Below are 16,610 nucleotides of genomic sequence, written 5' to 3'. Positions count from 1 at the left end.
CGCCCGGCGCAGCCAGCTCCGGGCGGGACACCCCACGCCCACCCGGCCCCGCGCGACAGGAGCTGACGGACCGTGACAGTCAAGGCCTCTCACCCCTCACGCCTGCGCCGCAGGGCCGCGGCGGTCGCCGTCGGTGCGATGGTGGCGGCAGCGGCCCCAGGTGCCGGCGCCGCGCCGGCCACTCAGCACGTGGACGCCCGCCTCGACTACACCTGCCGCTTTCCGTCCGGTGAGATGCCCGTCACCATGACGGTCACCGCCCAACTCCCGGAAGAGGCAAGGGTTTCCGAGGAGATACGTCCGTCCGACGTCGGCACGTCCGTCGAACTGCCGCAGGCCGCGGTGGACGAACTGCGCACGCTCGGGGCCGCGTCCGCCACGCCCGCGACCGGTCTCTCCGTGGGCGTCACCCAGGGAGCGGACACGGCGACGACCACCTGGAAGGGCACCGGACAGCCGACCCCGCTGCCCGCGACGGGCTCACTGCGCCTGGACACATCGGGCGACGTCGCCGCCGTCAGCACCGGAACACCCGCCGAGCTCGCCTTCGACGCGGGCGAGCTCGACCTGGGCCTCGCGCTGTCCGCAGATCAGGGGGCACCCGCCAACACCCCTTTCCTGTCGGTGAGTTGTACGCCGAAGAGTCCGGACTCCGGGCACCTCGCCACCGTACGCGTGACGGACGGCACCGGCACCACCACCCCGGATCCGTCAGACACTCCCGGCACCACGCCCTCGGGTTCACCGGACGACGACAAGAGCCGGGACACGGGGCCACGGGTGGCGACACCACGCTCAGCGACCCCGCGCGAAGGGTCGGCACCGCCCTGCCACAAGAACCCGGACGCCAAGTTGCCGCTCGTCGCCTACATCACCGGCTTGTCCAACGTCGACAAACTCAAGGGCGCGTCGCTGATCCCCCTCTCGTGCACCCAGGCCGACCAGGGCCCCCAGTCGCTCAAGGTGATGCCGGACGGTGTTCACCTGATTCAGCACTCCACGGCCCGCCTGTTCAACGACGGCAAGGAGCAGTCGACTGTCGGCACAGGCACCTTCCTGACCTTCGGCTTCATGCCCACGGAGGCCAAGATGATCCTGGAGCAGACCGGCGAGATGACCCTCGACTCGGATCTCAACGCCACCAAAGGCATGGGCCGGACCGACATCCGCCTGCCCCTGACGCTGCGTCTGTACGACGTACGCGTCAACGGGACACCGCTCGATGTCGGCCCCAACTGCCGTACTCGTGGCTCCCTCTACTCCACCGACCCCGACCCGGCGCGGGACACGAAGGACCATGTGCACCTGCTGGGCACCGTCGCCAGGCAGCCCAACGGGGCCTACGCGGGGTACACCCTCACCACCGGCGGACCGCTCACCACCACCCTCACCATCCCGCCCTTCACCGGCTGCGGCGTCGACGAGGACCTCGATGCCCTGCTCACCGCATCCATATCCGGCCCCGGCAACTTCGCCAAACAGATCCAGGGACAGACCTGCGCGACCGACGTCATGCCCCGACCACCGGCGGAATGCACGGAAGACCGCCAGCCCGTCGTCATCCCCGTACCCCAACGCTGACCACAAGGGCCCCTCGCACCTCCCTCGGTCCCCTCATCCCTCCCACCCATGGAGCCGCCATGTCCCGCCGCATCCCCCTACGCGCAGGATTCGCCGCAGTCTCCGCCGTCGCCGCCTTCGCGTCCTTCGCCGCGATGGGTACGGCCACCGCGGCGGACGCCCAACTCAACGGATCCTGGGCGCCGTTCACGCGCTGCCCGGTCGACAGCGCGCCGATGCTGTCGGCGGACGGGCGCGCGACCACCCCGCAGTGCGTCTCCTCCCACTCCGACAGCGGCTCCATCACCCTGGGCAGCACCAAGGTGACGACCGGCGCGAGCGACCTCCAGCTCGGGGTCGTACAGAACTCCGACGGCACCAGCACCCTCGTGCCGCCCGCCTCGGGTTCGATCATCGCCGACTCCGCCGCCGTCCCCGGCGGTCTGATCGGTCTGATGTGCCCGAGTGACATCCCCGTGATCACCGACATCTGCAAGCAGCTCGACGACTCCGCTCTCAACCGGATCACGGCCACGATCGAATCGGTCGGTACGCCGAGCGACTTCGCGCTGACCGCCGGCGCCACGACGGGCAAGCCCATCATCGCCATCCCCGTGCGGATCCGGCTGCAGAACCCGTTCCTGTCCGACCACTGCTACATCGGCTCGGCCTCGGACCCGATCGTGCTGCGCCCGCAGAACCTCACCCAGCCCACCTTCAAGATCGAGCGGTTCGCCGCCGACGGCACCCCCGACACGGCCGGCACGATGTCCCGCATCGCCCTGACCGGCTCCACCCAGGGCGACTCGTCCTTCGCCGTGCCGGGCGCGAGCGGCTGCGGGCTCCTCGGCCTGATCGACCTGGCCGTCAACGCCAAGACGGGCCTGCCCTCCGCCGCCGGACAGAACAGCGTCACCCTGAACGACACCCAGACGTACCTGGGCGGCCTGTTCGCACCCGGCACCCACTACCCCGACGCCGGCAAGGTCCTCGCACAGAACTGGCACACGGCGGCCGGATGACACCCGGCACGTCACCCGCGGAACGCTGACATCGATATCCCGCCATTCTCCGGATGCGGCCCTTGCGGCGGAAACCTGGACCCGCCGCTCACCGCAGCGCGCACAGGCCCGGGCCGCCGCACCGGAACAGTCCAGGTGAGGAGTGCGAGCACCGGAAGCGTCCGGCGATACGGGCCGCCCGCCGGACCTTCCGAAACTCCTCACACCACCTGCAACATGAAGCTACTTCTCCTTCAAGTGGTGTACATCACACATGAGTTGTTCTAGCTTCGGCAGTCCCACCAGGTATGCACCTGCGGCCCGTGGGAGCGCTTCCCCTCACCCGGGTCGGCGCGCCCGCGGCCCACCCCCCACCGGGCGCAGGAGACCAAGGGGAGCGTCATGCCCTCAGCCGCACCGTCCTCGGAAGTGGAAGAACCGCTCGGCCCTCTGCCCCCGGAATTCGCCACCATCATGCGGCCCGAACTGCCCAGTCTCATCAAGGAGATCCGGGTCGAGGTCACCCGCACCTACCCGGAGTTCGCGCAGCTGCTCAACGGCCCCAACAGCGCGGTGGTCCGCCTGGGCGTGGAACAGAGCCTCTCCGCCTTCGTCGACCGGGTGGCCGAGCCGAGCGCCCCGGCCGGTGAACGTGACGAACTGTGCCGAAGATTCGGGCGGTTCGAGGCGTACGAGGGCCGCAGCCTCGACTCCCTCCACGGCGCGTACCGCATCGGCGCGCGCATCGCCTTGCGGCGCGCCAAGCGCGTCGGCCGCCAGTACAACCTCTCCCCCACCCTGATCCTGACCTTCGCCGACGCGCTCTTCGCGTACGTCGACGAGCTGGAGGCCCTGTCCCGGGAGGGCTATCTGGAGGTGCAGTCGCACTCCGCCGCCCATCTGGACTCCCTGCACCGGCGCATCCTGCATCTGCTGCTCGCCGGTCATCCGCTGCCGGGCGGCGCGCTCGCCGAACTGTGCGACCAGGCCGGCTGGCGAGTCCCCGAGCAGGTCACGCTCGTGGCGTTACGGGCTCCCGCCCCCGCCCGCATCAGGGCCGGCCTCGACCCCGACGTCCTGGCCGACCTCTCCGACCCCCAGCCGCATCTGCTGATCCCGGGACCCCTCGAAGACCCGGCCGACCCGGACGGCGAGGCACGTGCCCGCCTCGACAGGCTGACGGCCGCCCTCGGCGACACCCGGTGCGTGCTCGGCCTCACCGTGCCCACCGCGCGCGCCGGTGACTCGATCCGGTGGGCCCGCCGGATCCTGGACCTCGTCGACGAACAGATCATCGCCGACGCACCCGCGGTGCGCTGCGCGGACCATCTGACGACGCTGTGGCTGCTGTCGGACCCGGCGCTCCTCGACCGGCTCGCCGCCCGCGAACTCGCCCCGCTGTCCGGCCTGACCGGCAGCCGCCGGGCCCGGCTGATCGACACGCTGCGGGTGTGGCTGACCACCCGCGGCACGGCCGACCACGTCGGCGACATCCTGGGTGTGCACGCCCAGACGGTCCGCTACCGGCTGCGCAATCTGGACGCGCACTTCGGGGACCGGCTCACGGACCCTGAGCACCGGTTCGCCACGGAGGCGGCGCTGCGGGCCCGGCATCTTCAGGGTCACCGGCACCAGTCGGAAGACGCCTGACCCTCTCTTCAGGGCCGGTGGTGTTCGGCCGGCAGCCGCGCGTGGCCGACCTCGCCCTTCGACTGCTCCGGGACGGTCCCGCTCGTGAGACGGGCGCGCGGGCCGCACAGCAGGTACGTGAGCCCGAAGCCCGCGCCGACGACCGTCGCGCCGCCCACGGCGTCGAGCACCCAGTGGTTACCGGTCGCGATGATCGCGGAGATGGTGAACAGGGGGTGCAGCAGTGCGATCGCCTTCATCCACCACTTCGGGGCGAGGACCGCGATGACGAGCCCGCACCACAGGGACCAGCCGAAGTGCAGCGAGGGCATGGCCGCGTACTGGTTGGTGAGCGCGGTCAGCGTGCCGTAGTCCGGCTTGGAGAAGTCCTGGACGCCGTGCACCGTGTCGATGAAGCCGAGCGAGGGCATCAGGCGCGGCGGGGCCAGCGGATAGAACCAGAAGCCGATCAGGGCGAGCACCGTGGCGAAGCCGAGCGCCGAGCGGGCCCAGCGGTACTGGGCGGGCCTGCGGACGTAGAGGATGCCGAGGACGCACAGCGGCACGATGAAGTGGAACGACTCGTAGTAGAAGTTGAAGAACGACTTGAGCCACGGGACGTGCACCACCGCGTGGTTGACCCAGTGCTCGATGTCGATGTGGAGGAACTTCTCCAGGGAGTGGACCTGCGTGCCGTGCGCCTCGGCGGTGGCCCGGCCCCCGGTGGTCGTGCCGCCCGTGGCGGCGAGCCTGACCTGCTGGTACGCGTAGTAGCCGACGCGGATCAGCAGCAGTTCGAGCAGCAGGTTCGGGCGGGTCAGGACCCGGCGCCAGAACGGCATGAGCGGGACCCGTGACCAGCGCGACGGGACGGGCTTCGCGTACTCGGTGGGGACGGGCGCGCGGTACTCGGGCGCGGTGCGGGACAGGAACGGGACGAGCGTGGCCGCGGCGACCGCGGCGATCAGCACAACGTTGTCGCGCAGCGGATCCGCGAGCGCCGTGCCCGGCAGCAGCATCCTCGCGGGGAGCGTCATCACGAGAATGACCGCGACCGGCCACACGTACCGGTCGGACGCCTTCTTGCCGACGCGGCCGACCACGGCGAGCAGCACCCACAGAAGCTGGTGCTGCCAGGTCGTCGGCGACACGGCGACGGCGACGCAGCCGGTGAGGGCGACGGCGAGGAGGAGCTGTCCGTCCTGCGCGTAGCGCACCGCGCGCCGCAGTCCGACGACCGCGACGGCGACGGCGAGGAGCAGGAAGAGCCCGATCTCGAGGGGGCCCTCCAGGCCGAAGCGCAGGAGTGCGCCGTGCAGCGACTGGTTGGCGAGCCCGTCGGGGCTCGAACCGAGGCCCGCTCCCGCCAGGTGGTGCACCCAGTACGTCCACGAGTCGTGCGGCATCGCGGCCCACGCGAGGAGCGTGCACGCCGCGAACGTGACGCCCGAGGACACGGCGGCGCGCCGCCGCCCGGTGAACCACAGGAGCGGCGCGAAGAGGAGGACGGTCGGCTGGAGGGCGGCGCCGATGCCGATGAGCAGCCCCGAGCTCTTCTCTCCTCGGGCGGCGAAGCAGCCGAGCAGGACGAGGAGGACCGGGATGATGCTGGTCTGGCCGAGATGCAGGGTGTTGCGCACCGGCAGCGACAGCATCAGGAGGCTGACCGCGACCGGGGCGGCGAGGAGCGAGGTGCGCCGGGTGACGGGCTTGGGCAGGGCGCGCGCGGCGACGAGACCGAGGACGACGACGAGGCCGAGCGTCCCGAAGGTCCAGGCCCAGCCCAGCGCCTGCTCGGCGCCCCGCGCGAGCGGCTTCAGCACCAGTCCCCCGAACGGGGTACCGGTGAACCGGTCGGCATCGTAGAGGGAGTCCTTCACGTGGAGGACTCCTTCAGGACCGATCCAGGTCTCCAGGTCCGTGAGCCGCTCCCCGCTCGGGGTGCTCAGGACGGCCACGACCTGCCGCACCGCGAGCACCGCGGCGATCAGCCAGAGGCCCGCCCGGACCATGCCCAACCGCGCTGTCGCGGCCCCCGCCACCAAGGCTTTGCCCGGTCCATGCTCCACGTTTGCCACGCGCCGTCGGCCCTCCCGCCATGCGTACTGTCCCAAGAGGCTCGCACTACCCCCGGGGTGAGACGTAGGCAACCCCCGCTTCACCTGAGCGTCCACCGGTTTTTGACCTGAAGACGATGACGCGGGGCCTGCGGGGTCTGCGTGGTTGCGGTCGAGGGCCGCGACAAAGCTCACAGATTTGTCCGTTTGCGGCGCGCCGGGGCCGGGGCGTCATGCCTGGCCGGACCCACTTTTCCCACGGTGCGCGACGACTCGAACACTACCCGTAATGATCGCGAATGCCCCTATGGTCGATTTCTGGCCGCCCCGCCGTGGGCGGCTTCGTCCGTGCCCCACGCGGACATGTCCCTGTCCCCGTTGAAAGCAGGCGAGCAGACCCTTGTCGAGTGCTCTAACCGTCGCACCCAGGACCAACGCCCCAGCGAAGGGCGCCTCCCCCGAGGTCACCGTCACCGACCCAGTGCTGGTCAAGCGCGCGGTCAAGGCGGCGGCACTCGGCAATGCGATGGAGTGGTTCGACTTCGGTGTCTACAGCTACATCGCCGTCACCCTCGGCAAGGTCTTCTTCCCGTCGGGCAACCCCACGGCCCAGCTCCTGGCCACGTTCGGCGCCTTCGCCGCGGCGTTCCTCGTGCGTCCGATCGGCGGCATGGTCTTCGGACCGCTCGGCGACCGCGTCGGCCGGCAGAAGATCCTCGCCGTCACCATGATCATGATGGCGGCGGGCACGTTCGCGATCGGCCTGATCCCGTCGTACGCGACGATCGGCGTCTGGGCGCCGATCCTGCTGCTCCTGGCCCGTCTGGTGCAGGGCTTCTCGACCGGCGGTGAGTACGGCGGCGCGTCCACCTTCATCGCCGAGTACGCACCCGACAAGAAGCGCGGCTTCTTCGGCAGCTGGCTGGAATTCGGCACGCTCGCCGGATACATCGGCGGCGCGGGCCTCGTCACGCTGATGACGGCGCTGCTCTCCTCGGACGACCTGCTCTCCTGGGGCTGGCGCATCCCGTTCCTGATCGCGGGCCCGATGGGGATCATCGGCCTCTATCTGCGGATGCGGCTCGAAGAGACCCCGGCGTTCGCGGCCGAGCTGAAGAACGCGCACGAGTCGGAGAAGGCCCGGCCCAAGGTAAAGGTCCGCGACATGATCGCCGGCCAGTGGAAGGCGCTGCTCCTGTGCGTCGGCCTGGTCCTCGTCTTCAACGTCACCGACTACATGCTGCTGTCGTACATGCCGAGCTACCTCACCAGTGAGCTCCACTACGACGAGACGCACGGCCTCCTCGTGGTCCTCGGTGTGATGGCGCTGATGATGATCGTCCAGCCGTTCGCGGGTGCGCTCTCCGACCGTGTCGGCCGCCGCCCGGTGATCGCCGCGGGCTGCGTCGGGTTCCTCGCGCTGTCCGTCCCGGCCCTGCTCCTGATCCGCGAGGGCTCCCTGTGGGCCATCGCCCTCGGCATGGGCGCGCTCGGCCTGCTCCTGGTCTGCTTCACCTCGGCGATGCCGTCCGCGCTGCCCGCGCTCTTCCCGACCCGGGTGCGCTACGGCTCGCTGTCCATCGGCTTCAACATCTCCGTCTCGCTCTTCGGCGGCACGACCCCGCTGGTCGTCACCGCCCTCATCGGGGCGACCGGGAACATGATGATGCCCGCGTACTACATGATGGCCGCGGCCGTCATCGGCGGTGTCGCGGTGTGGTTCATGACCGAGTCGGCACGCCGCCCGCTGCCGGGCTCGCTGCCCGCGGTCGAGCCCTGCGACCTGCCGCAGACCGCGACCGCTACAGCCGCGTAACACCCGGAACCGCGCTCCACCGCGCCCCGTCTGCTCCTTCGCCGCACACGGCACGGACACACGGGGCGCGACATCGGGGGCCGGCATGAGAACCGCACAACCACTGACCATGAGGGCCAGGGCGCTGCTGACAGCCCTGGCCCTCATGGCGTTCCAGATCGCCGCGCTCGTGTCACCGGCGTACGCGTGCGGATGCGGCGCGATGGTGCCGCCCGCGGGCACGGACCTCACCGTGTACGACGAGACGTCCGCGGTGCGCTGGGACGGGCACAGCGAGCAGATCGTGATGAGCCTGTCGGTGAGCGGCAACGTGCGCGACGCCGCCTGGATCATGCCCGTACCGCACCGCGCGTCGGTCGAACTCGGCGACCCCGGGCTCTTCTCGCAGCTGAGCGACGTGACGGCACCGGTCGAGCGGACCCGGCACCACTTCTGGCCCGGCGCCGACGACTGGCCGTTCGACGGCGGGAGCGGCGACGGCGCCACGGCCGGCGCCCCCGCACCCGGCGGCCCCGTCGAGGTGGTCGGCCGCGAGCACCTCGGACCGTTCGACGTCGCCCGCCTCACCGCGACCGACCCCGGCGCACTCGCCGGCTGGCTCGACGAGAACGGTTTCCAGCTCCCCGACCGCCTCGACAACGCGCTGCGCCCGTACGTCGACCAGGGCTGGGAGTACGTGGCGATCCGCCTCGCGCCCGCCGACGCCGACAGCGTGCTCGGCGGCGCCCTCGACCCGCTCCACCTCACCTTCGCCAGTGACCGCCTCGTCTACCCGATGCGGCTGTCGAAGCTCGCCCGCACCGAGCAGCACCTGCGCCTGTACGTGCTCTCCGCCCACCGCATGGAGCCGCGCTCCACGATCGGCGGCGACGCCCCGGAGGTCACGTACGCGGGCCGGATCCCGGCCAAGTCCGGCGGGCCGCTGACCGAATTCGCGGGAGGCGAGCGCTACTTGACCGCGCTCACCCAGGATTTCCCGCAGCCGTCGCGCATTTACGACGACCACGAACTGCGGCGCACCGCGAGCGACGCCACGCACCGCAGCGTCGTGTGGGACGACGAACTCCTCACCGCCGGGGGCGTCCCGGTGTGGCTGCTCACCGTTCCGCTGCCCGTGACCCTGCTCCTGCTGGCGGCCGCCGTCCTCCGGTTCCGCCGGCGGGCCCGTCGGCCGGTGCCGCCCCCGACGCCGGTGCACGCCCCGCCGCCGCCCGGCTGAATCCCGTGCGGCCCGCCGCCCCGTACGCCCATCATGGGGCCATGGCTGAGCACGCATCCGAAGAACAGTGGACCGCCGTCGACGACTACCTGACCGGACTCCTCGCCCCTGACGACGAGGCCCTGGCGGCGGCCCTCGCGGACAGCGAGGCGGCGGGCCTCCCGCACATCGCCGTCGCCCCGAACCAGGGCAAGTTCCTCCACCTGATCGCCCGGATCCAGGGCGCGCGCCGCGTCCTGGAGATCGGCACGCTCGGCGGGTACAGCACGATCTGGCTGGCCCGCGCCCTCCCCGCCGACGGCGTCCTCGTCACCCTCGAGTACGACCCCCGGCACGCCGAGGTGGCCCGCGGCAACCTCGCCCGCGCCGGCCTCGACAAGATCGCCGAGGTGCGGGTCGGCCCCGCCCTCGACTCGCTGCCCGGCGTCGCGGCCGACCACCCCGACCCCTTCGACCTCGTCTTCATCGACGCCGACAAGGCCAACAATCCGCACTACGTCGAGTGGGCGCTGCGCCTGACCCGCCCCGGCAGCGTGATCATCGTCGACAACGTGGTGCGCGGCGGCCGCGTGACGGACGACTCCGGTGCGGCCCCCGACATCCGCGGCACCCGCGCCGCGCTCCAGATGATCGCCGACCACCCGAGGCTGGACGGCACGGCGGTCCAGACGGTGGGCAGCAAGGGCTACGACGGCTTCGCGCTCGCCCGCGTACTGCCGTAGCGCCCGTTCCTGACGCTCCGACAGCCTGATGGGTCATCACATCTCGTGGTAGAAGCCCACGTTGACGCTGCGGGGCTCATTGCGGTCCAGGACCACGACCTCACCGGACGCACCCGGCGCGAGAGCCGCGGCCCCTCCGTACACGAGGGGCCGCGGCTCCCCGCCCGTCAGCGTGAGGCGCACCTCGGACGAGGGCTCGTCGTGCGAGCCGCGCAGCCAGAACACGGACCAGGCGCCGTCCTGCCCGCAGCGGAACTCCAGATGGACGCGCGAGACGAACAGCCAGTCGTCGGGCGTCGCGAGCCGGCACACGTTCCGGTCACGCCCCACGCGCAGCACGGCTCCCGGCTCGCTCGGCGCGTCGGCCATCAGCATCCCGGCCGTCGCACCCGCGTCCGCCCCCGCGACGGAGGCCATGGTCAGCTCCAGCACCCGCACAGCTCCTTCGGTCTTTCGCGGCCCGTCGGTACCGGGTCCGCCGACGCCGCATCCTAAGTTGTCCCCTGCCCCTACGGGATGCCCTCTGGGACAATGGGCCCATGACCGAACGCAAGCCACCCGACGTCAGCTTCGAGTCATGGGTCGACAAGCAGATCCGCGACGCGGAGCGCGCAGGAGACTTCTCCCACCTCGCCGGAGCCGGCAAGCCGCTGCCGAGCACGGCCGACACGACGTACGACGAGAACTGGTGGATCAAGCAGAAGATGGCCCGCGAGGGCTTCTCCGTGCTGCCCCCGTCACTCGCTCTGCGCAAGGAGGCCGAGGACGCGCTCGCCGAGGCGGCGCAGGCCTCCTCCGAACGGATCGTCCGCAAAATCGTCACGGACATCAACGACAAGATCCGCGACATGATGTTCAAGCCCCCGCCGGGACCGCCGCTCGGCCTGAAGCCGTACGACGTCGAGGAGATCGTCCGCGACTGGCACGAGCGACGCGGGGCGCACGGGGCCTGACGCCGATCTCACGCGCCGGTGCGCGAGGATGGGCGCCATGAGCATCGTGAAGATCAACGTCCTGACCGTCCCGGCTGAACAGCGGGAAACCCTGGAGAAGCGCTTCGCCTCGCGCGCGGGCGCGGTGGAGAACTCGGACGGCTTCGAGTGGTTCGAGCTGCTGCGCCCGATCGAGGGCACGGACGACTACCTGGTGTACACGCGGTGGCGCGACGAGGCGTCGTTCACCGCGTGGATGGAGGGCTCCATGAAGGAGGCCCACCAGGGCGGCGCGGACCGACCGAAGCCTGCGGCCAGCGGGTCCCAGGTGTGGTCGTTCGAGGTGGCGCAGCAGGCTTCGCCCAAGTCGTAGCGGCCTAGGAGCGGTCCGCCTCACGATCCTCCGTGAGCACCAACCAGCGCCGCCCGTCGATGAGTTCGCGGGCGGCGTCCAGGTGTCCGGCGTGGCAGGCGGTCTCGGTGATGACGTGCAGCAGCACGTCCCGGTGGCTGTGCAGGTGCGGCGGTCCGAAGAGGTGGTGCGGCCACCAGGCGAGGGGCGCGTCCGCGGGTGTGGCGGTGATGATCTCGTCCGCGCGGTCCGTCTCGCGGCGGTACCGCTCGAGGACGTCGGCCGCCGGCACGTCCGGGGCGACCTGCCAGGCGTCCTCGGTGGCGTCGAGGCCGTCGATGACGGGTTGATCACCCGTCAGGACCGCCTGGAACCAGAAGCGTTCGACATCGAGCGCCAAGTGCTGGACCAGTCCCAGACACGACCAGCCGGACGGCAGCACGGGCCGCCGCAGCGCCTCGGGGCCGAGCCCGTCGATGATGCCCAGGATGTGGCGGCGCTGTCCGCGCAGGGCGTTGAGCAGCGCCTTGATCTCGCCGGCGCCCGTCTCGTCGTAGGTCGCGCCGGTCATTGCCACGTCGGTCACAGGTACGTCCGTCATGGGTACGTCGGTCACGGGTACGTCGGTCACAGCAACAGAGCATGTCCGAACCCCGGGTGCCTGTACAGGGCGAAACCCGCTTGCGTCCGGCGCCGCCCCTTCGCCGACAATGCCCGCATGAACTCGCCGTGGACCGTCACCCCTGAGCCGTTCGACTCCACCGTCGCCGCGGAGCTGTGGCGCGCGTACTACACGGAGGTCAGCGACCGCTGGTACCTGCTGCACGAGGGGCACACGACCGACCCCGACGAGCTGGAGCGCGAGGTCGCCGCCGACACGGGTGCCTATCTCGCGGCGCCGGGCGGGGTGTTGCTGGTCGCGCGGTACCGGGGCGAGCCCGCCGGGACCGCGGGCGTGCGGATGATCGACGCCTCGACCGGCGAGCTGAAGCGCGTCTTCGTACGGCCGGAGATGCGCGGGAAGGGCGGCGGCTCCGTGCTGCTCGCGGAGGTCGAGAGCTCCGCGCGGGGTCTCGGCGCCGAGCGGGTCGTGCTCGACACGCGGGGCGACCTGGTGGAGGCCCGCATGCTGTACGCGCGCCACGGCTACCAGGAGACGGCCCCGCACAACGACGAGGTGTTCGCCGAGCACTGGTTCACCAAGAAGCTCATCTGACGAGCCTGATGACGAGCCGGGCCCGAAGCGCCTGAGCAGTGGTGTCAGGGGCCGGCCGTGAGGCCGTCGTGCGGGCGCTCCGCGTCCGACCCGCACAGCTCCGCGTTGAGCTCCTCCACCAGTTTCACCAGGTCCGTCGGGCGGTCCGGGCCCCACCAGTCGCCCAGCAGTTCGGCGAGCGACTCCTCGCGGGACGCGGACAGCCGCGCGGCGACCTCGCGGCCCTCGTCGGTGAGGACGAGGTCCACGCCCACGCGCGTGGCGAGGCGCCGTTCCTCCACCTGCCGGGCGGCCGCGATGATCACGGGCAGCGGTACGGCGCTGTGTTCGGCGAGCGCCGCCGGCTCCGCCCACCCGTACCGCTTGATGCGCAGCAGGAGCCAGCTCGCGGCGGGCAGCAGGTCGTAGCCCGCCCGTTCGGTGATCTTCTCGTAGATCTCGCGGCGCCCCTCCCGGGTGCCGAGCACCGACAGGGCCCGCGCCACCTCGTCGTGCGACGAGCGCTGTACGGGGTTGCTGGCCAGGGTCTCCGTCCCGTCCGGCGCGGTGACCGAGCCGCGCAGCGTGTCCTCACGCAGGAACCAGGCCAGTACGAAAGCGACGAGGGCGACCGGGGCGGCGTAGAGGAAGACGTCCGTGATGGACGACGCGAAGGCGTGCAGGACCGGTCCGCGTACGGCGGGCGGCAGGCCGCCGATGCCTCGTGGGTCCGACTGGAGCGCGTTCACGTCGACGCCGGGCGGCAGGCTGCGGCCTGCGAGGGCGTCCGTGAGTTTGTCCCCCAGGCGGCTCGAGAAGATCGTGCCGAAGATCGCGACGCCGAAGGAGGCGCCGATGGAGCGGAAGAACGTCGCGCCGGAGGTGGCGACGCCCAGGTCCTCGTACGAGACGGCGTTCTGCACGATCAGGACGAGGACCTGCATGACGAGGCCGAGGCCCAGGCCGAAGACGAAGAAGTAGGCGCTCATCTCGCCCGTCGAGCTGTTCTCGTCGAGCTGGTGCAGGAGGAGCAGACCGAGGGTGGTGACGCCGGTGCCGACGACGGGGAAGACCTTCCAGCGGCCCGTACGGCTGACGATCTGGCCGGACACCGTCGAGGAGAGCAGCAGTCCGATGACCATCGGCAGCATGTGCACGCCCGACAGCGTCGGCGAGATGCCCTGGACGACCTGGAGGAACGTCGGCAGATACGTCATCGCGCCGAACATGGCGAAGCCGACGACGAAGCTGATCACCGCGGAGAGCGTGAACGTGCGGATGCGGAACAGCTTCAGCGGCAGGACCGGCTCGGCGGCCCGCCGCTCGACCTGGACGAACACCACCGCGAGGACCACACCGAGTACAGCGAGGCCGATGATCTGCGCCGAGTCCCAGGCCCAGGTCGTTCCGCCGAGCGAGGCGACCAGGACCAGGCAGGTCGCCACGGCGGCGATCAGGAAGGTGCCGAGGTAGTCGATCGTGTGCTTGGCGGAGCGTACGGGGATGTGGAGCGTGGTCGCGATGACGACGAGCGCGACGACGCCGATGGGCAGGTTGACGTAGAAGACCCAGCGCCAGCTGAGGTGTTCGGTGAAGAGCCCGCCGAGCAGCGGGCCCAGCACGCTCGTCGCGCCGAAGACCGCACCGAACAGGCCCTGGTACCTGCCCCGGTCACGGGGCGGGACGATGTCGCCGACGATCGCCATGGACAGGACCATCAGCCCGCCGCCGCCCAGTCCCTGGAGGGCGCGGAAGCCGATCAGCTGCGGCATGTTCTGCGCCATGCCGCACAGCGCCGAGCTGATCAGGAAGATCACGATGGCGATCTGGAAGAGCTTCTTACGGCCGTACTGGTCGCCGAGCTTGCCCCACAGGGGCGTGGCGGCCGTCGACGCCAGCAGGTACGCGGTCACGACCCAGGACAGGTGTTCAAGGCCGCCGAGGTCGCTCACGATGGTCGGCAGCGCCGTCGAGACGATGGTCTGGTCGAGCGCCGCGAGAAGCATGCCGAGCAGCAGCGCACCGATCGAGACCATCACGCTGCGGGGGGCGTGGCCGCCGCCGATCGTGGAGCCGGTGCGGTCAACGCCGGGGCCTGCCGTCAGGTCCGTGCGGGGAAGGCCCCCGCTAGCGTCCTGGGTCATGGACACCTCCTGAGACACCGCGCCGGACACTGCCGGCGGGTGCTCTGCCATGTACCAGGATGGTGGGTGAGTCCCGGTTTGGCCTGTTGAGGCCGGGGCGCTCAGGAGGGGTCCGGCGGCGCGGGCCCGGCGGATGGTGCGGCGCGGGGCTCGCCGATACGGATACAGGGGTGTGGGGCTGTCCGATACCGGGGTGCGGGCTAGCCGATGTGCAGCAGGATCTCTCCGGCGGCGCCCGCCTCGACCCGTACCTGCGTCAGGTCGTCCACGACCACCGTGGGGCCGTGCGCGCCCGCGCGGGGGCCGACGCCGACGACGCGCATCCCGGCGGCGCGGCCGGCCGCGATCCCGGCCTCCGAGTCCTCGAAGACGACACAGTCGGCCGGGTCGATGCCCAGCTCGGCGGCGCCCTTGAGGAACCCCTCGGGGTCGGGCTTGCTGGCGCCGACGCTCTCGGCGGTGATGCGCAGGTCGGGCTGGGTGAGGCCGGCGGCGGCCATGCGGCGGGTGGACAGGGCCACGTCGGCCGAGGTCACCAGGGCGTGCGCCAGACCGCCCTCGCGCAGTGAGGCCATGAACTGTGCGGCGCCCGGCACGGGGACGACGCCGTCGATGTCGGCGGTCTCCTCGGCGAGCATGCGCGCGTTCTCGGCGTGGTTCTCGGCCATGGGACGGTCGGGCAGGAGGAGCGCCATGGACGCGTAGCCCTGGCGGCCGTGGACCACCTTCATGACCTCGACGGCGTCGAGCCCGTGGAGGGCCGCCCAGCGGTGCCAGCAGCGCTCGACCACCGCGTCGGAGTTGACCAGCGTGCCGTCCATGTCGAGCAGAAGGGCGCGGGCGGACAGAACAGTGGTGGCCGTCATCGGCAGGGTCCTCCAGGCGTAGGAACAAGGTGACCCCGCCCACCGGTCAGGGTGAATGGGCGGGAGCCACTTTGTTCCTCAACTGTACAAAACAGGGTGGCGGCTACGCCAGCGGCCCTGGTCAGGGCCGGATCCACGGCTTACGCCACCGCTTCGTAGAGGCTCCACACGCCCATGCCGAGCATCAGGACCGCGGCGATCTTCGTGATGAGCGCGAGCGGCACCCGCTTCATCAGCGCCTTGCCGCCGACGATGCCGAGGCCCCCGACGGCCCACAGGGCGAGGACGGCGCCGAGGCCGACGGAGAGCGGGTCGTCGTAGCGGGCGGCGAGGTTCGCGGTCATGATCTGCGTCAGGTCACCGAACTCCGCGACCAGGATGAGCATGAAGCCCGCGCCGGAGACCTTCCAGAAGCTCTGGTCCTTGGGCCTCCGGACCTCTTCCTCCTCCTCGTCCTTCTTCATCAGGAGGACGGCAGCGCCACCGAGGAACAGCACACCGGTCAGGGCGTGCACGAGCTGCTGCGGCAGCAGGGTCAGGACGCTGCCCGCGGCGACGGCGAGCGCGACATGGACGGCGAAGGCGGCGGCGACACCGGCGAAGACGTACGAGGCGCGGTAGCGCGTGCCGAGGACGAGTCCGGCGAGCGCGGTCTTGTCGGGGAGTTCGGCCAGGAAGACGATGCCGAAGACGACCGCCATCACGCTGATGCTGATCAAGATTCCTCAATCGGTCGGGCTGCCCCGCCGAGAGTCACGTAGTCCTTTACGACACCTCGGCACGGCAGCGCTCAGGTGCGTACACAGGTGTGCACGCAGTTGAATCACTGCTTTGCCGAAGGTCTCGCTGGCCGGACCGGGCGTACGGGTCCTGCCTCCGGGCGCCGGCTCAGAACGAGCTGAGCAGTATGTCGACGGTCCGGCGAAGAGCTACTCCCCTTCTGCGCCGTCCATCGTACGCGAACTGCTGAGCGAATCGGCATGACCCGCGTCACGCCCGGACGCGCCGCCCCGGTACACCGGCCCGCACCCCAAGTCACGCCCGCTCCCCCAGAAGTCACGTCCGCCCCCTTGATGTGTACGCGTCGTTGACGCGACCCTGTCACTCGGCGCACATC

Annotated in this window: 15 protein-coding genes; 9 read left to right on the top strand and 6 right to left on the bottom strand. The window is 70.9% G+C overall.

From position 1 onward, the window contains the following. The first annotated feature begins 72 nt into the window (after positions 1 to 72). The 3 genes from CG723_RS04835 to CG723_RS04825 all read left to right on the top strand — a co-directional run bounded on the left by CG723_RS04835 (position 73) and on the right by CG723_RS04825 (position 4,211). Positions 73 to 1,581, top strand: coding sequence for a DUF6801 domain-containing protein (locus tag CG723_RS04835; protein WP_100591977.1), 1,509 nt, complete (start codon positions 73 to 75; stop codon positions 1,579 to 1,581). Between the two features lie 59 nt (positions 1,582 to 1,640). Then, entirely contained in the window at positions 1,641 to 2,582 is a 942-nt protein-coding gene (locus tag CG723_RS04830; protein ID WP_100591976.1) for a hypothetical protein, read from the top strand. Between the two features lie 381 nt (positions 2,583 to 2,963). Beyond that, positions 2,964 to 4,211, top strand: a complete 1,248-nt coding sequence (locus CG723_RS04825; RefSeq protein WP_100591975.1) for a helix-turn-helix domain-containing protein — start codon at positions 2,964 to 2,966, stop codon at positions 4,209 to 4,211. Between the two features lie 8 nt (positions 4,212 to 4,219). On the opposite strand, the gene CG723_RS04820 is transcribed toward CG723_RS04825, so the two are convergent. Continuing rightward, a complete protein-coding gene (locus CG723_RS04820) occupies positions 4,220 to 6,268 on the bottom strand; it encodes a bifunctional glycosyltransferase 87/phosphatase PAP2 family protein (protein WP_442802520.1) in 2,049 nt (682 codons plus the stop codon). 379 nt (positions 6,269 to 6,647) lie between these two features. On the opposite strand from CG723_RS04820, the gene proP reads away from it, so the two are divergent. The 3 genes from proP (at position 6,648) to CG723_RS04805 (ending at position 10,004) form a co-directional block, all read left to right on the top strand. Next, entirely contained in the window at positions 6,648 to 8,063 is a 1,416-nt protein-coding gene (gene proP / locus CG723_RS04815; protein ID WP_100591973.1) for a glycine betaine/L-proline transporter ProP, read from the top strand. An 85-nt stretch (positions 8,064 to 8,148) separates the two neighbouring features. Further along, complete coding sequence (locus CG723_RS04810; RefSeq protein WP_199841659.1) at positions 8,149 to 9,282, top strand: DUF2330 domain-containing protein; 1,134 nt, start codon at positions 8,149 to 8,151, stop codon at positions 9,280 to 9,282. 41 nt (positions 9,283 to 9,323) lie between these two features. Continuing rightward, on the top strand, positions 9,324 to 10,004 hold the full coding sequence (locus tag CG723_RS04805; protein ID WP_100591971.1) for an O-methyltransferase: 681 nt from the start codon (positions 9,324 to 9,326) through the stop codon (positions 10,002 to 10,004). A gap of 36 nt (positions 10,005 to 10,040) precedes the next feature. Here the strand turns inward: CG723_RS04805 and CG723_RS04800 are convergent, their stop codons facing one another. Further along, positions 10,041 to 10,436, bottom strand: a complete 396-nt coding sequence (locus CG723_RS04800) for an FHA domain-containing protein (RefSeq protein WP_100591970.1) — start codon at positions 10,434 to 10,436, stop codon at positions 10,041 to 10,043. 107 nt (positions 10,437 to 10,543) lie between these two features. On the opposite strand from CG723_RS04800, the gene CG723_RS04795 reads away from it, so the two are divergent. Both CG723_RS04795 and CG723_RS04790 read left to right on the top strand, forming a co-directional pair. After that, the gene (locus CG723_RS04795; RefSeq protein ID WP_100591969.1) at positions 10,544 to 10,957 is read left to right on the top strand and encodes a J-domain-containing protein; all 414 of its coding nucleotides are present in this window, start codon (positions 10,544 to 10,546) and stop codon (positions 10,955 to 10,957) included. Positions 10,958 to 10,994: 37 nt separating this feature from the next. Next, a complete protein-coding gene (locus tag CG723_RS04790; protein ID WP_100591968.1) occupies positions 10,995 to 11,309 on the top strand; it encodes an antibiotic biosynthesis monooxygenase family protein in 315 nt (104 codons plus the stop codon). 4 nt (positions 11,310 to 11,313) lie between these two features. On the opposite strand, the gene CG723_RS04785 is transcribed toward CG723_RS04790, so the two are convergent. Continuing rightward, complete coding sequence (locus tag CG723_RS04785; RefSeq protein ID WP_100592558.1) at positions 11,314 to 11,859, bottom strand: DinB family protein; 546 nt, start codon at positions 11,857 to 11,859, stop codon at positions 11,314 to 11,316. A gap of 147 nt (positions 11,860 to 12,006) precedes the next feature. Here CG723_RS04785 and CG723_RS04780 point away from each other — a divergent pair, with 147 nt between their 5' ends. Continuing rightward, positions 12,007 to 12,504, top strand: coding sequence for a GNAT family N-acetyltransferase (locus CG723_RS04780; RefSeq protein WP_100591967.1), 498 nt, complete (start codon positions 12,007 to 12,009; stop codon positions 12,502 to 12,504). Positions 12,505 to 12,548: 44 nt separating this feature from the next. On the opposite strand, the gene CG723_RS04775 is transcribed toward CG723_RS04780, so the two are convergent. From CG723_RS04775 to CG723_RS04765, 3 genes are all read right to left on the bottom strand, one after another. After that, a complete protein-coding gene (locus CG723_RS04775) occupies positions 12,549 to 14,627 on the bottom strand; it encodes an MDR family MFS transporter (RefSeq protein ID WP_100591966.1) in 2,079 nt (692 codons plus the stop codon). 200 nt (positions 14,628 to 14,827) lie between these two features. Further along, the gene (locus CG723_RS04770) at positions 14,828 to 15,499 is read right to left on the bottom strand and encodes an HAD-IA family hydrolase (protein WP_100591965.1); all 672 of its coding nucleotides are present in this window, start codon (positions 15,497 to 15,499) and stop codon (positions 14,828 to 14,830) included. A gap of 134 nt (positions 15,500 to 15,633) precedes the next feature. Then, positions 15,634 to 16,212, bottom strand: a complete 579-nt coding sequence (locus CG723_RS04765; RefSeq protein ID WP_100591964.1) for a TMEM165/GDT1 family protein — start codon at positions 16,210 to 16,212, stop codon at positions 15,634 to 15,636. Positions 16,213 to 16,610 lie beyond the last annotated feature (398 nt).

The sequence above is a fragment of the Streptomyces sp. CB01635 genome (genome assembly GCF_002803065.1).
In the GTDB taxonomy this organism is placed as follows: domain Bacteria; phylum Actinomycetota; class Actinomycetes; order Streptomycetales; family Streptomycetaceae; genus Streptomyces.
This window is presented reverse-complemented; position numbering and strand designations above follow the sequence as displayed.

Excerpts from the sequence above, each read along its gene's own strand:
- CG723_RS04805 (WP_100591971.1), top strand. The coding sequence starts at position 9,324 with ATGGCTGAGCACGCATCCGAAGAACAGTGGACCGCCGTCGACGACTAC.
- CG723_RS04785 (WP_100592558.1), bottom strand. The coding sequence starts at position 11,859 with ATGACCGGCGCGACCTACGACGAGACGGGCGCCGGCGAGATCAAGGCG.
- CG723_RS04825 (WP_100591975.1), top strand. The coding sequence starts at position 2,964 with ATGCCCTCAGCCGCACCGTCCTCGGAAGTGGAAGAACCGCTCGGCCCT.
- CG723_RS04830 (WP_100591976.1), top strand. The coding sequence starts at position 1,641 with ATGTCCCGCCGCATCCCCCTACGCGCAGGATTCGCCGCAGTCTCCGCC.
- CG723_RS04790 (WP_100591968.1), top strand. The coding sequence starts at position 10,995 with ATGAGCATCGTGAAGATCAACGTCCTGACCGTCCCGGCTGAACAGCGG.
- CG723_RS04775 (WP_100591966.1), bottom strand. The coding sequence starts at position 14,627 with ATGACCCAGGACGCTAGCGGGGGCCTTCCCCGCACGGACCTGACGGCA.
- CG723_RS04795 (WP_100591969.1), top strand. The coding sequence starts at position 10,544 with ATGACCGAACGCAAGCCACCCGACGTCAGCTTCGAGTCATGGGTCGAC.
- CG723_RS04810 (WP_199841659.1), top strand. The coding sequence starts at position 8,149 with ATGAGAACCGCACAACCACTGACCATGAGGGCCAGGGCGCTGCTGACA.
- CG723_RS04780 (WP_100591967.1), top strand. The coding sequence starts at position 12,007 with ATGAACTCGCCGTGGACCGTCACCCCTGAGCCGTTCGACTCCACCGTC.